This window comes from Aurantiacibacter zhengii, from assembly GCF_003584125.1.
GTDB classification, from domain to species: Bacteria; Pseudomonadota; Alphaproteobacteria; order Sphingomonadales; family Sphingomonadaceae; genus Alteraurantiacibacter; species Alteraurantiacibacter zhengii.
The window spans coordinates 13982-27748 of the sequence record NZ_QXFL01000006.1 but is presented as its reverse complement, the minus strand read 5'-3'; the positions used below and the strand labels follow the sequence as shown (position 1 = coordinate 27748).

Sequence of the window (13767 nt, the reverse complement as noted above, 5' to 3'; positions counted from 1 at the left end):
CAATGAGCCGATGACTGACGGTTCGATCGCAGTCATCGGCATATTGCTTGGCCTGGTTTCGGGTATCGTTGGCTATCTTCTGGTCAGCAGGCCCGCAGCGATGCGGGCCTTGCGGGTCGAGCGCTCCCAGGCTTACCTGCAACTGGAAATCGCCTCCATCGATACCTTCCGTTTCCGGGCGGAATATGCCTATGCCATCCAGTGGTCCCTGACCGGCAGCAATCCAAAGAGACTGAACACGGGCATGCTCGCGGAGCAGGTCGACCAGTATTATTTCCAGTGCCTCAACCTGTTCGAGGTTGCGAGCAGGTTCCGGAAAGCCAAGATCATCGCCCCGGAAATCTATGCGAGCTGGGTCGCATGGTTCTTCGAGGCTCTCGAAGTGCGCTATTTCCGCGAAAATTGGCAGGATAACTATCACGACAACTACACACGCGAACTCCAGCGCATTTTCGATGGCGGGATAGCGCTTTTCGAACACTACGGCCTGCGGAATTACAATTCTGGATCGGAAGAGAATGATCACCCGGATGATATCAAGGAAAAGCTTCAGGCAGCGCGGGACGCGTTCTACCGTCACGTCGCCTGGGTGGTGCCTTGCGCGATGATCGGCGAGTGGCTTGCACAATCTGATCAGTCATCATCGGATGATCGACTGGCGCACCGCTTCTACCGTCGGCGTCACAAGCTCAGCTCTCCACAAACCGATATTGACATGATCGCGGACAAGGCATGATGGCTCGATCCGAAAACGGGATGGATTGGCGTTGGAACGATGCGACCGACGCTCGCGACGCAGCAACTTTCGCCGCTTCGGTCGTCCGGCTGTCCACCGACTACATAAGTCATGGCGAAATCCAGACCGGCCTCAGTCCGGACGGGCAACGCTGGGCGGATAACCTTGCAGAGCTTTACGCGGCCGACTTCGCCGAGCCAGATGACCGCGACATGCTGGTGGGGCGTGATGCCGAAGGAACAGTTTGCGCATTCCTGGTCATTGCCTGGGAATCATCGGCGCGGCGCGAATTTGCCGTGATCGAGGACATGGCCGTCGCCCCGCAGCTGCGCGGGAAGGGTGTCGGGAGCGAGTTACTCGCACTCGCGCTGGAACGCATCCGCCAGCGTGGTATCGAATGGGTGTTTCTCGAGAGCGGGGTGGCCAACGAGGCGGCCCATCGCTTTTTCGAACGCGAAGGATTCAACACCGTCAGCCATGTGTTCGCGCGCAAGCTTGGCAGCTAGCGCTCTACCTCGTTCAACTGCGCGCACAGGTCGGCCATGGCCATGAACTGGCTGACGCAGGTTTCCACCATCTCCCGATCACGGTTGTGATCCAGCGAACCGCTTTCGAACATGTTCTCGCTCTTCAGCACGATGGTCAGTTCGCCGTCCTTGAACAGTGTCTTGATGTCCTTGCCGCGAAAGGCATTCTCCAGCGCAATCAGCCGCTCGATATAGGTTGGATGCACGAGGTATCGCGCCTCGGTCTGGTCGCTGGTGAACACCGTGAAGGCATCTTCGAAATCGGGATGAACCATGTCGGCCTTGTCCAGAACCTGACCATCGACTTTCAGCCTGTCCTTCTCTCCGAAAAACAGCAGCTTGGTGTGACGACCCGCACGCTCCACTAGCGTTGTCGCATGGAACTGCCGGGAAAAGCCGATCGTGATTACCGGACCGCGAAATACCGTGACCCAGTGCCTGTTCTTCCCGCTGCCGCGACGCTCCTCCAGGTGCGCTTCGTGGAGCGTGAAGGGCTTGCCGGCCATTTCACCCTGCCAGAGGTCCTCGAAATTGCTCCGGTCGAAGCTCGGTAACATCTTGTGCGCCCTGGCGCGTGCAAAGCCGTGACCGGCGTCGCAATCGTGCTGGTAATCCAGCCCCAGCGCCTGCGCGATGGCGGCGTTTATGCCCGACTTGGTCTGCTTCTTCGCCTTGTTGATCGGGATGCGGCTCCACCACAGGGCGCCCATGGTGATGACGGCGGTTATGAAAAAGCGGACGTCACCCAGCGGCGCGAACCATACGAATCCCAGTATGGGAAGGGCCACAACCGCGCAGATGAAGTAACGGTTTCGCGTGCTCGCCTTGGCGTCCTCTCGCACCGCGATCTGGCCGTGAAGGAACTGACCGAGGCCGCCAGCCATAAGATCGTTTACGTCCGGCCGTTCGATCATCTGTTTCCCCCGCTCGCCCGAATCCCGTTGCGTTTGGCCCGTTCCATGGCACACAACTCTTTAACAAGGGTAGGTTAGGGGGACATCATGGAATTGATACTCGCAATCGTCGTCATCGTGCTTTTGCTGCTGGTGCTGGTGGGCATCTACAACCGACTGGTGGCATTGCGTCAGAACGTGAATCAGGGCGTCGCCGATATCGATGCACAATTGCGCCAGCGGCACGACCTGATCCCCAATCTCGTCAACACGGTGAAGGGTTATGCGGGGCATGAGCAGGACACGCTCGAGCAAGTGATTACCGCGCGCAACACGGCGGCGCAGGGTTCGATCAATTCGGGCGACGAGGCGCAACTGCGCATGGCGCTGGACCGGTTGCTGGCGCTGGGCGAGGCCTATCCCGACCTGAAGGCAAGCGCCAACTTCCAGGAATTGCAGCGCGAACTGGCGGACGTGGAAGACAAGCTGGCCGCGTCCCGCCGCGCACTGAACGCTGCCGTTTCGCGTTACAACACCGGCCGCGAAAGCTTCCCCGCCGTACTCTTCGCCAGCGCGATGGGCTTCCAGCAGGCCGATTTTCATCGGCTGGACGACAGCGAAAAGGGCGTGGTGGACAAGGTTCCCAACGTGCAATTCGAAAGTTGAGATCGCACTAGGGAACGGTCTGTCTGAATTCACTTGCAATTCACCCTATCGGGCTTAAATGCGCGCTTCCGCTGCCCCAAGGGATTCCCACCGCAAGGCAGCTTCTTGTCGGTAACGTCGTTAGGGGGTCCCTTGAATTGCTCCAGTATCCTGATGCCAAGGCTGTAGTCCGCGCTCTCGAGCCGGATGAACCCGTGACACTTCTGCGTCCGCACGCAGCATCGCGCGCGGCCCGATTCTTCACCCAGAAGTTTCCGGGCAAGGCGATGTATGCCGTGAAGGCGAATCCATCTCCCGATCTCATCCGCATCCTGTGGGACGCGGGTGTGACGCACTATGACGTCGCCTCCATCGCCGAAGTGCGCATGGTGCGCGACACCCTGCCTGAAGCCACGCTGTGCTTCATGCACCCCGTGAAGACGAAGCGTGCGGTGCGCGAGGCCTATTTCGAGCATGGGGTGAAGACCTACAGCCTCGACACGCTGGACGAGTTGGCGAAGATCGTCGAGGCGACCACGGATGAGAGCGGCAAGGCCGCGAGTGACCTTAACCTGCTGGTGCGTCTGCGCGTATCCTCCGAACATTCGGAGCTGTCGCTGGCTGCCAAGTTCGGGGTCGATTTGGTCGATGCCGCGCCGCTGCTGCAGGCGACCCGCCAGCACTGCGATGCGCTGGGTATCTGCTTCCACGTGGGTAGCCAGGCGATGACGCCGTTCGCCTATGTACAGGCGCTGGAGCGTGTGCGCGCCGCCATCGTCGAAGCTGCCGTCACCGTGGACATTATCGATGTCGGCGGTGGTTTCCCCAGCATCTATCCCGATCTCGATCCGCCTGCGCTGGAGGACTACTTCCAGTTGATCCACCAGCATTTTGAGGCCCTGCCGATTTCCTATTCGGCGGAGCTTTGGGCAGAGCCGGGCCGGGCGCTGTGCGCGGAATATTCCTCGATTATCGTTAAGGTGGAAAAGCGTCGCGGGGACGAGCTGTACATCAACGATGGTGCCTATGGCGCCCTGTTCGATGCGGCTCACGTGGCGTGGCGTTTCCCCGTTGCGGCCCTGGAAGACGATCTGCGCAACCCGCTTGCAGAGTTCTCTTTCTACGGACCGACCTGCGACGATGCGGACTTCATGAAGGGCCCCTTCATGCTGCCCGAGGATATCCAGGCCGGCGACTATATCGAGATCGGCATGCTGGGCGCCTATGGCGCGGCGATGAAGACCAGCTTCAACGGTTTCGGCGCGAGCGAGGCCGTGCAGGTGGCAGACGAGCCGATGCACAGCCTCTACCGCGGTGACCGGCCCGATCCGCGCAGCAGCGACAACGTGGTGAGCCTGCGCTGAGCGGGCTCACCATCGATTTTCTCTTTTCAAACGACGGTGTAATCCCGGCGCGAACCGATCAGCCTCGCTGCACGGTTACCTGCATGAATTGCGGCTGGCTTCTGGGGCCGTCGCCCAGCATCGAATTGGGATAGTTGCCCGGGGGCAGGGATGTAAGCGGCATCCCGGCAGCAGCCAGCACGTAGGGCGATACGCGGTGCCGGGTGCACAGGCCGCCGGATCCGTCGCTGATCAGCGGTGTCTCGAACTCTACGCCGATCGTCGCATCCTGGCTGCGGCGTACCTTGCATACGACGAGTTGTCCGCCGCCAAGGTCCAGCACCAGCCCCGAGCCCACGGGCACGCCGACCAAGCCTTCGATACGGCTGCCGGTCTTGCTCAGGTCGCGCATCACCGCCTCGTAGCGATGGTCTTCGTGGATCACACCTATGCGGCGGAACACGCTGCGGCGTTCCGGGCGATAGGTATCGGGGCCACTGGGCTCAATCTTGTATCCGCCGCTGGCGATTTCCTGGAGGATTTCTTCCTGCGGGCGCGCCTTGGAATAGATCCACCCCTGAATGTATTTCGCACCCTTCATCGTCACGAGGTCGAACTGGTCGAACGCCTCGACACCTTCCACCGTAACATCCATGCCCAGCGCATCCGAAAGACCGATGATGGCGGAGATGATCTTGGCGCTGTTCTGGTCTTTCTGGGTGCAGCTATCGACGAAGCTCTTGTCGACCTTCAGCTTGTCGAAGGGAGCAGAGCGCAGGTAGCTGAGCGACGAATAGCCTGTACCGAAATCATCGAGCGCCAGGCGGACGCCAAGCTGCTTCAGCGCGTTAAAGGTCTTTTCGGTGGTCTCCAGATCGCCCACGAAGACGGTTTCTGTGAGTTCAAGCTCCAGGCGGTCTGGATCGATACCGGTTTCGGCCAGCGCCTGCGTGACGACCGTTACAAAGCCCTTGTTGGCGAACTGCTTGGCAGAAACATTCACCGCAACACGCACAGCTTCCGGCCATTGCATCGCATCTTCGCAGGCGCGGCGGATGGCCCATTCGCCAATGCGGTTGATCATGTCCGAATCTTCGGCGACAGGAATGAAGTGCATCGGCGGAATATTGCCCTTTTCGGGATGTTCCCACCGCATCAATGCCTCGAAACCGACGATAGCGTTGTCCTTGGTGCGAACTACGGGCTGGTAATGCAGCTTCAGCTGGTCATTCTCCAGCGCCTCCCGCAGGTCGTCCAGCATGATCTGGCGTTCCTGCTCGACGTCCTTCAGTTCCGCCGAATAGAAGCGGTACATGCCGCGCCCGCCATTCTTCGCGGCGTAAAGCGCGAGGTCGGCGGAGCGGGTGAGTTCGTCGCGCTCCAGCCCGTCGTAGGGCGCAATGGAAATGCCGACGGAGCAACCGATGATCGCCCGCTTTCCATCCACCTGATATGGTGACGAGAGCATCTGGATGATCTTGTCGGCGAGTTCCCCCAGATCGCCGCGATCGTCCATGTCGGGGAGGATGACCTGGAATTCGTCACCGCCCAGGCGACCGATTTCGCCGCGGTTGGCGATGACGGCCCGCAGGCGGTCGCCGACCTGGCGGAGCAGGTCGTCGCCAGCTGGATGGCCCATGGTGTCGTTGACGTATTTGAACTTGTCGAGATCGAGCAGCATCAGCGCACAGGCGCGCTTGGCAGTCCTGTACGCACCGAGCGTGGAATCCAGCCGACGATCCATGCGATGACGGTTGGCGAGGCCGGTCAGCGCATCGTATTCGGCCATGCGCGAATCTTCCAGCTTGCGCTGAAAGGCAACGGTGATGTCCTTGGCGCTGCCACGATAACCCTGGAAAGAGCCGTCCGGGCCCACTTTCGGATGGCCGGAGAGGGCCCACCATCGTGGTTTCTCGCTATTTCCGGTGAAGCGCACCACGAGGTCCGAGAGCCTGTTGTGAGCCGAAAGCTGGAAGTTCAGCGGGCGATCGGACTTTTCTTCGGGGTTGTCGCGGTCGATCTCGAACAGCGCAACGAGCGGCTGCCCCAGCAGATCGCGCGCATCGCGGCCCAAGCACTCGATGGCCTTGTCGGAAAGGTAGATCAGGCGACCGTCTGCATCGCTGGCCCAGATCCAGCCGATGCCGGCCTGTTCGAAGTCGTCCAGCACCTCTCGGCGCAGGGCTTCGCTGCCTTTCTCCCGTCCTCCGGCAAAACCCTTAAGGAGGCTCGTAACCGCCATCTCACTCCATCACGCATCATGCAGGGCCGATAGTCCGGCCTCGCATCAGCTTTGGCGTGCAATGGTAAATATGGCCCTAATTCATGCCGCGTTCGCGCCCGCAGACGGGCAGGCGATCAAGCCGCTTCGCGCAGTTCCAGGTCCAGCCGGTCCCAGATTTCCAACAGCGCATCGGCCAGTTCGTCCATCATCGCGGCGGAGTGGGCAGGGCCGGGGGTGAAGCGCAGGCGCTCCGTGCCGCGCGGCACTGTGGGGAAGTTGATCGGCTGTACGTAGACGCCGTATTCCGCCAGCAGGATATCGCTGATCTTCTTGGCGCGCACCGGATCGCCCACCATCAGCGGTACGATGTGAGTGGTGGAATCCATCACCGGGAGGCCCTTTGCCCGCAGCTTTTCCTTCAGCATGGCTGCGGCAGCCTGCTGGCCTTCGCGCTCCACGCTGCTTTGCTTCAGATGGCGGACGGAGGCGAGCACGCCAGCGACCAGAACGGGGCTGAGCGAAGTGGTGAAGATGAAGCCGGGCGCATAAGAGCGGATGCAATCGATTACTCGCTTGCTGGCAGCGACATAGCCACCCATCACGCCGAATGCCTTGCCCAGCGTGCCCTCGATCAGGTCAATGCGGTGCGCGGCATTGTCCCGCTCCGAAATGCCGCCGCCACGCTCTCCGTACATGCCCACGGCGTGGACTTCGTCGATATAGGTGAGGGCGTTGTATTTCTCGGCCAGGTCGCAGATCGCATGGATCGGTGCCACGTCGCCATCCATCGAATAGACGCTCTCGAACGCGATCAATTTGGGCGTCTCGGGATTTTCCGCGGCTAGCAGCTGTTCCAGATGCTCGACATCGTTGTGGCGGAAAACACGCTTCTCGCAGCCAGAGTTGCGAATGCCGGCGATCATGCTGGCGTGGTTCAATTCATCGGAGAAAATGATGCAGTCCGGCAGCAGCTTGGCCAGCGTGGACAGCGTCGCATCGTTGGACACGTATCCGCTGGTGAACAGCAGCGCGGCTTCCTTGCCGTGCAGGTCAGCAAGTTCCTGCTCCAGCTGGATGTGATAGTGGGTGTTGCCACCGATGTTGCGCGTGCCGCCCGAACCCGCGCCGACATCGTGCAGCGCCTCTTCCATGGCGGCGACAACCTTGGGATGCTGACCCATGGCGAGGTAGTCGTTGGAGCACCACACCGTGATCGGCTTCGGGCCGTTGTGTCCGGCAAAACAGCGCGCGTTGGGGAAGGCACCCTTATTGCGCAGGATGTCGATAAAGACGCGGTAACGCCCCTCGGAATGCAGGCGGTCGATGGCCTGGTCGAAGATCTGGTTATAGTTCAGCGTACCTGTCCAAGCTGCACCGCTGTTGGAATCGCGGCCGTCTCTGGGGGCGGATTTAGTCAATCCCGACTGGATTTTGAAGCACGAAGTTTGCGACCGATTCGCATTAAAGTGGCTGAATTCTCCCGATTCCGTACCGTCTGAGACCGCCGAGAAGAGGCGCGCTATCTTGTTCATTACCCGTCACAATCGCAAAGTTATCGTCCTGCCGGTCGAATGACTGGCCCTGCGTCAGGTAGGCGATGCGACGGGCGATTCCTTGCGCTCCATCAATAAAGTGCACTTTGTTTTCGAATGCGGCGGCCAGTTCGTCCTGCACCAGCGGGAAGTGCGTGCAGGCAAGTACCACGGTGTCGGTAGCGTCCCCGCCGGGCTGACCGCGCAGCCCTTCAGCTGCGCGGGTGAAGATGGCGGGGTCGGGCGTTCCGCCGCGCAGTTTCAGTTCCGCCGCTTCTACCAGTTCGGGCGCGGCATGGCGCAGCAGCAGCTTGCCCTGGGCGAATTCCGCCTCGAGATTGTCGACATAGGCCTGGCGGATCGTGGCCGCCGTACCCAGCAGGCCGATGGTGCCGGTCTGCGTCATCGCGGCAGCAGGCTTGATAGCGGGCACTGTGCCGACGATGGGCGTTTCCAGCACATCGCGAACCATGCCCAGCGCGATGGTGCTGGCGGTGTTGCAGGCAATGCAGATCAGGCGCGGGTGGAACCTTTCGGCAAGGCGCCCCAGTAGGCCGGCGACGCGCGCGGCGACTTCGGCTTCCGTCTTCGGGCCGTAGGGTATTCCGGCAAGGTCGGCGGCATAGATCACCGGAGCGTGGGGCAACTGTTTTTGCAGTTCGGCAAGGACCGTCAAGCCGCCAAAACCGGAATCGAACAGCAGGATGGGGGAGGCAGGTTGCACGTCCAAGACAAACTCCGTTCGGGCTGGATCCATTCACAAGCTCAGGACATGCTTGTCGCGGCGCGGTACTTCACTTACGCGCCCAACTAGAGGAAAAGGCAGCCCTTCGACAAGCATGGGGCGAACGGTTATGGGGCATTGATGGACCAGAGTCTGGGATTACTGCTGGGATATGCCTTCGGCTCCATCCCCTTCGGCCTGTTGCTGGCCAAGGCGGGCGGAAAGGGGGATATCCGTTCGATCGGCAGCGGCAACATCGGCGCAACCAATGTGCTGCGGACGGGCTCCAAGAAGCTGGCAGCCGCAACCTTGCTGCTGGACCTTGCCAAGGGACTGGTGCCGGTACTGCTGGCTAGGGCGCTGTTCGATCAGCCCGCTGCCATGCCGGAAGCCGCGTGGGGCGCGGTGCCCCTTGCAGCCCTGGGCGCGGTGCTGGGCCATTGCTTCCCAGTTTGGCTCGGCTTTAAGGGAGGCAAGGGGGTTGCCACGAACGCAGGCGTCAGTTTCGGCCTGGGGTGGCCCATCGGTCTGGCCTATGCCGCGGTGTGGATCGCGACGCTGGCGATATTCCGCATCTCTTCTGTCGCCGGGATGAGTGCGGTCGTGGCTGCTGCATTGGCGGCCGGGCTCTTGGGCTATGTGCACTTCGTCCCGGTCCTGGTTATTGTCGCCGTGCTGATCGTCTGGCTGCACCGCGCCAACATCGGCCGCCTGATGCGCGGAGAGGAGCCGAAGGTCGGCAGCAAGTCGTGACTGCGCCCTCGCTGACCCAGGACGAGGCATTTGCCCGTATCCGCTTGCTGCGCTCGGCCAATATCGGTCCGGTCAGCTATGCCCAGTTGCTGAAACGCTTCGGCAACGCGCGCGATGCTGTGGAGGCTTTGCCGGACCTCGCCGCTCGCGGTGCGAAGCGTAACTACAAAGCCGCCCCGCGCGACAGGATCGAAAAAGAAGTGCAAGCCGCACGCAAGGCAGGCGCGCGTTACCTGTTCCATGACCAGCCGGACTATCCAGCCAATCTGGCAGCGCTGGACGGTGCACCGCCAATCGTCACCATGCGCGGCGATCTTTCGCTGGCGTCGCGCCCCTGTGTCGCGATGGTCGGCGCACGCAACGCCTCTGCCGCGGCGGTGAAGCTGGCGCGAGACTTTGCGCGGGAATTGGCAGCGGAAGGGTTCGTGGTCGTCTCGGGCCTTGCCAAGGGCATCGACGGGGCCAGCCACGAGGGGGCATTTCCGCACACAATTGGCGTGATCGCCAGCGGCATCGACATTGCCTACCCCCCGCAGCATGCGAAATTGCAGGAGCAGATCGCCAGCGAGGCGCTGCTGATCGCAGAGGAACCGCCCGGCACGGAGCCGCGCGGCCAGCAATTTCCAAAGCGCAACCGCATTATTGCAGGCCTCGCGGTTGGCACGCTGGTGGTGGAGGCCGCGCCGAAGTCCGGCTCGCTCATCACCGCACGGCTGGCGGGCGAGGCGGGCCGCGAAGTCATGGCCATCCCCGGCCACCCTGCCGATGCCCGGTCCCACGGCTGCAACCAGCTCATCCGCGAGGGCGCTGTGCTGGTACAGTCCCCGCAGGACGTGGTGGAACTGCTGTCCGGCTTCGATGGCCAACCGCGTTCCAGTGTTCGCGAGACCGGATACGACTACGCTTTCACCGATGCAGACGAGGATCTGCCGGCCGACGATATTGCCGCCATCCTTTCCAGCGCCCCTGTCGCGGTGGATGAACTTGTCCGCCAAACCGGCACCACGCCGGGCGCTGTGCAGATGGCGCTGCTGGAACTGGAGATTGCCGGGCGGCTGGAACGCCATGCCGGGGGGAGAGTAAGCCTTGCCTGAGAAACCGCACCCGTCTGTCACGTTCGCCCGCCGGGTCTACATCATCGCTGCGATCTACGGCTTCCTTGCCGTGCCCGCCCTCTACTTTACCGATGCGCCCGATCCGCATCGGTTGCTGTATTTTGCCTTCGCCGGGATCGCGCTGGTGTTCCAGGGTGTGTTCCTCGTCATCGCGCGAGACCCGCTGCGCTACGCCGCGTTCCTGCCGCTGACAGTGTTCGAGAAAGTCAGCTTCGGCGTTCCCGCGCTCGCCTTCTGGTCGCAGGGCCAGGCGGCGGATGACATGGCACTGGGCGGCGCGGTGGATCTGTTGTTCGCCATTCTGTTCGCAGCAGCGTGGCTGAAGATGCGAAAGGTCGCTTGACGAATCCGGCATAGCGCCACCACCTTCGCGCGTACGTACACGTAAGGCTCGCCGTTTCGTGCCAGACATCAGGATAAAGAATTTACAATGCAGCTTGTCATCGTTGAGTCGCCCGCGAAGGCGAAAACCATCGAGAAATACCTCGGCAAGGACTTCAAGGTCCTCGCTTCCTACGGCCACGTGCGCGACCTGCCGCCGAAGGATGGCTCCGTGCGTCCCGAGGAAGACTTCGCGATGGACTGGGAAGTCTATGCTGATCAGCGCAACCGTGCGCAGGTAAAGGCGATTGCCGATGCCGCCAAGAACGCGGACCGACTGATCCTCGCGACCGACCCTGACCGCGAAGGCGAGGCGATCAGCTGGCACGTGATGGACCTGCTGAAGAAGCGCAAGGCGCTGCCCACCAACGTGGAGCGCGTGACCTTCAACGCCATCACCAAGTCCGCCGTGACCGAGGCGATGAAGAAGCCGCGCGAGCTCGACCAGGACCTGATCGACGCTTACCTCGGCCGCCGCGCGCTGGATTACCTGTTCGGCTTTACGCTTTCCCCCGTGCTCTGGCGCAAGTTGCCGGGTGCGAAGTCAGCGGGCCGCGTGCAGTCCGTTGCGCTGCGCCTGATCTGTGAGCGGGAGCGCGAGATCGAGGTGTTCAGGGCGGACGAATACTGGTCCGTCGTCGCCAAGATGGAAGAAGACGGCACCGCTTTCGACGCGCGCCTCGTCCGCTACGACGGCAAGAAGCTGGAGCGCCTTTCGATCGGCGACAAAGGCACCGCCGATGCTGCCAAGGCCGCCGTCGAGAACGGCAATTTCAAGGTCGAGGAGGTCGAGACCAAGCCGGTGAAGCGCAACCCCGCGCCGCCGTTCACCACTTCCACACTGCAACAGGAAGCGGCGCGCAAGCTGGGCTTTTCCGCCAGTCATACGATGCGGTGCGCGCAGAACCTCTACGAAGCGGGCGCGATCACCTACATGCGTACCGACGGCGTCCAGATGGACATGAGCGCGATCATGGCTTGCCGCGACGCGATTGCGGAGCGGTTTTCGGACGAGTACCGCCCGGAAAAGCCGCGCTTCTATTCCACCAAGGCGAAGAACGCGCAGGAAGCGCACGAGGCCATCCGACCCACCAATTTCAGCAAGGATCGCGCAGGTTCGGGTGATGAGGCCAAGCTGTATGACCTCATTTTCAAGCGCGCGATGGCCAGCCAGATGGCAACCGCTCAGCTTGAACGCACCAGCATTACAATGCGCGAAGCGACCGGCGCGCACGAGCTTCGCGCCACCGGCCAAGTGGTGAAATTTCCCGGCTTCCTGGCAGTCTATTCTGAAAGTTTTGACGAGAAGTCGGAAGAGGACGATGACAACCTGTTGCCCGTGCTGCGCAAAGGCGACAGCCCGGCGAAGAAGGCAGTCGAGGCTACGCAGCATTTCACACAGCCACCCCCGCGTTTCAGCGAAGCGAGCCTTGTGAAGCGACTGGAGGAGCTGGGCATTGGGCGACCATCCACATATGCCTCCACGATCCAGACACTGCGCGACCGCGATTACGTTCGCATGGAGAAAAACCGTTTCTTCGCAGAGGATTCGGGCAGGCTTCTGACAGCGTTTCTGGAACGGTTCTTCCCTCGCTACGTGGCCTACGATTTTACGGCGGAGATGGAAGACGAGCTGGACGAGGTTTCCGGCGGCCGCTCTCAGTACAAGACGCTGCTCGAGAATTTCTGGCGCGACTTCAAGCCGAAGAGCGACGAAGTGATGGAACGCCAGCCTTCGGAAGTAACCGAGGTGCTGGATACCTTCCTTGAAGATTTCCTCTTCCCTGAGCGTGAGGACGGCCATAACCCGCGCTGGTGCCCGCTGTGTGCCGAGCAAGGCCGCGAAGGGGGTGAACTGCACCTTCGCGGGGGCCGCTACGGTGCATTCATCGGCTGCGTGAACTATCCGGAATGCAGCTTCCGTCGCAAGTTCGGCCAGCCGGGCGGCGAGGATGGCAGCAACGATGGCGCGATGGGCGAAGACCCCGAAACCGGGCTACCGGTGGAACGCCGCACCGGTCGGTTCGGCCCATATGTTCAGCTGGGCGAAGGCAAGGATGCCAAGCGGGCCTCGATCCCCAAGGACATCGACGATTTCGACCTGGAATGGGCGCTGAAGCTGCTCGCCCTGCCGCGCGTAATCGGCCAGCATCCCGATACCGGCAAGGATATCGAGGCGGGTCTGTGGCGCTATGGCCCGGCAGTTCGCCACGAAGGCACCTACGGCAAATTGCAGAACACCGCCGAGATTTTCGAGATCGGCATGAACCGCGCCGTCGACCTGCTGGCGCAGTCGGCCAACCGCAAGGGTGGCGGGCGTGGCAGCCGCGAACCGCTGAAGGTCTTTGGCAAGAACGACGCCGGGGACGAGATAAAGCTGATGGACGGCCGCTATGGCGCCTACGTTACCGACGGCACCACCAACGCGACCATCCCCAAGGATACGGACAAGGACGCGCTGACGCTGGAGCAGGCTCTCGAACTGATTGCTGCCAAGGCGGCAAAGGGTCCGGCGAAGAAGAAGCGCAAGGCTCCTGCGAAGAAAGCATCTGCTAAGAAGACCGCTGCGAAGAAGAAGGCTCCGGCCAAGAAGGCTCCGGCCAAGAAGAAGGCTCCGGCTAAGAAGAAGGCTCCGGCCAAGGCCGCGGAGGAAAGCTGATGGCGAAGGAGCAATTCGAACGGCACAAGCAGCCCTGGAACGGCGAGGAAGCGGGCAAGCTGAAACTCCTCGCCGGCAAGGGGCAGGGGCTGAAGCAGATTGCCAAATCCCTTGGCCGTAGCGAGGAATCTACGCGAGATTTCGCCAAGAAAAACAAGATCGCGATCGCCAAGAAACGCTGAGACTGCCCGTTCGGGCAAATGCTGCACTTGCACAATCTGCATGTCGATCGCAC

General features: G+C 61.7%; 13 protein-coding genes. 9 read left to right on the top strand and 4 right to left on the bottom strand.

The features are described 5' to 3' along the window. Positions 1-10 precede the first annotated feature (10 nt). Positions 11-736, top strand: a complete 726-nt coding sequence (locus D2V07_RS13165) for a hypothetical protein (RefSeq protein ID WP_233548406.1) — start codon at positions 11-13, stop codon at positions 734-736. A gap of 20 nt (positions 737-756) precedes the next feature. After that, positions 757-1242 (top strand): GNAT family N-acetyltransferase, encoded by a 486-nt coding sequence (locus tag D2V07_RS13160; protein WP_158586839.1) that lies wholly within the window; start codon positions 757-759, stop codon positions 1240-1242. On the opposite strand, the gene D2V07_RS13155 is transcribed toward D2V07_RS13160, so the two are convergent. Then, entirely contained in the window at positions 1239-2177 is a 939-nt protein-coding gene (locus tag D2V07_RS13155; protein ID WP_119587481.1) for a DUF3137 domain-containing protein, read from the bottom strand. The two genes, D2V07_RS13160 and D2V07_RS13155, sit on opposite strands and share 4 nt — an antisense overlap. An 87-nt stretch (positions 2178-2264) precedes the next feature. On the opposite strand from D2V07_RS13155, the gene D2V07_RS13150 reads away from it, so the two are divergent. Beyond that, positions 2265-2822 (top strand): LemA family protein, encoded by a 558-nt coding sequence (locus D2V07_RS13150; RefSeq protein WP_119587480.1) that lies wholly within the window; start codon positions 2265-2267, stop codon positions 2820-2822. 137 nt (positions 2823-2959) lie between these two features. After that, positions 2960-4165, top strand: a complete 1206-nt coding sequence (locus D2V07_RS13145; protein WP_119587479.1) for a type III PLP-dependent enzyme — start codon at positions 2960-2962, stop codon at positions 4163-4165. A 58-nt stretch (positions 4166-4223) separates the two neighbouring features. Here D2V07_RS13145 and D2V07_RS13140 read toward each other — a convergent pair whose 3' ends face one another. The 3 genes from D2V07_RS13140 to murI all read right to left on the bottom strand — a co-directional run bounded on the left by D2V07_RS13140 (position 4224) and on the right by murI (position 8624). After that, positions 4224-6386, bottom strand: coding sequence for a putative bifunctional diguanylate cyclase/phosphodiesterase (locus D2V07_RS13140; RefSeq protein WP_119587478.1), 2163 nt, complete (start codon positions 6384-6386; stop codon positions 4224-4226). Positions 6387-6502: 116 nt separating this feature from the next. Continuing rightward, positions 6503-7723 (bottom strand): 5-aminolevulinate synthase, encoded by a 1221-nt coding sequence (hemA, locus tag D2V07_RS13135; protein ID WP_119587596.1) that lies wholly within the window; start codon positions 7721-7723, stop codon positions 6503-6505. 106 nt (positions 7724-7829) lie between these two features. After that, on the bottom strand, positions 7830-8624 hold the full coding sequence (murI, locus tag D2V07_RS13130; RefSeq protein WP_407641602.1) for a glutamate racemase: 795 nt from the start codon (positions 8622-8624) through the stop codon (positions 7830-7832). 141 nt (positions 8625-8765) lie between these two features. On the opposite strand from murI, the gene plsY reads away from it, so the two are divergent. From plsY to D2V07_RS13105, 5 genes are all read left to right on the top strand, one after another. After that, a complete protein-coding gene (gene plsY, locus D2V07_RS13125) occupies positions 8766-9377 on the top strand; it encodes a glycerol-3-phosphate 1-O-acyltransferase PlsY (RefSeq protein ID WP_119587476.1) in 612 nt (203 codons plus the stop codon). After that, positions 9374-10471, top strand: a complete 1098-nt coding sequence (gene dprA / locus D2V07_RS13120; RefSeq protein WP_119587475.1) for a DNA-processing protein DprA — start codon at positions 9374-9376, stop codon at positions 10469-10471. The genes plsY and dprA overlap by 4 nt, the downstream gene beginning before the upstream one ends. Beyond that, a complete protein-coding gene (locus D2V07_RS13115; RefSeq protein WP_119587474.1) occupies positions 10464-10835 on the top strand; it encodes a hypothetical protein in 372 nt (123 codons plus the stop codon). The genes dprA and D2V07_RS13115 overlap by 8 nt, the downstream gene beginning before the upstream one ends. A gap of 87 nt (positions 10836-10922) precedes the next feature. Beyond that, a complete protein-coding gene (gene topA, locus D2V07_RS13110) occupies positions 10923-13532 on the top strand; it encodes a type I DNA topoisomerase (protein WP_119587473.1) in 2610 nt (869 codons plus the stop codon). Beyond that, positions 13532-13714 carry a hypothetical protein gene (locus D2V07_RS13105; protein WP_119587472.1) on the top strand — a complete coding sequence of 61 codons (183 nt, stop codon included), beginning with the start codon at positions 13532-13534 and terminating at the stop codon, positions 13712-13714. The genes topA and D2V07_RS13105 overlap by 1 nt, the downstream gene beginning before the upstream one ends. Positions 13715-13767: the final 53 nt, after the last annotated feature.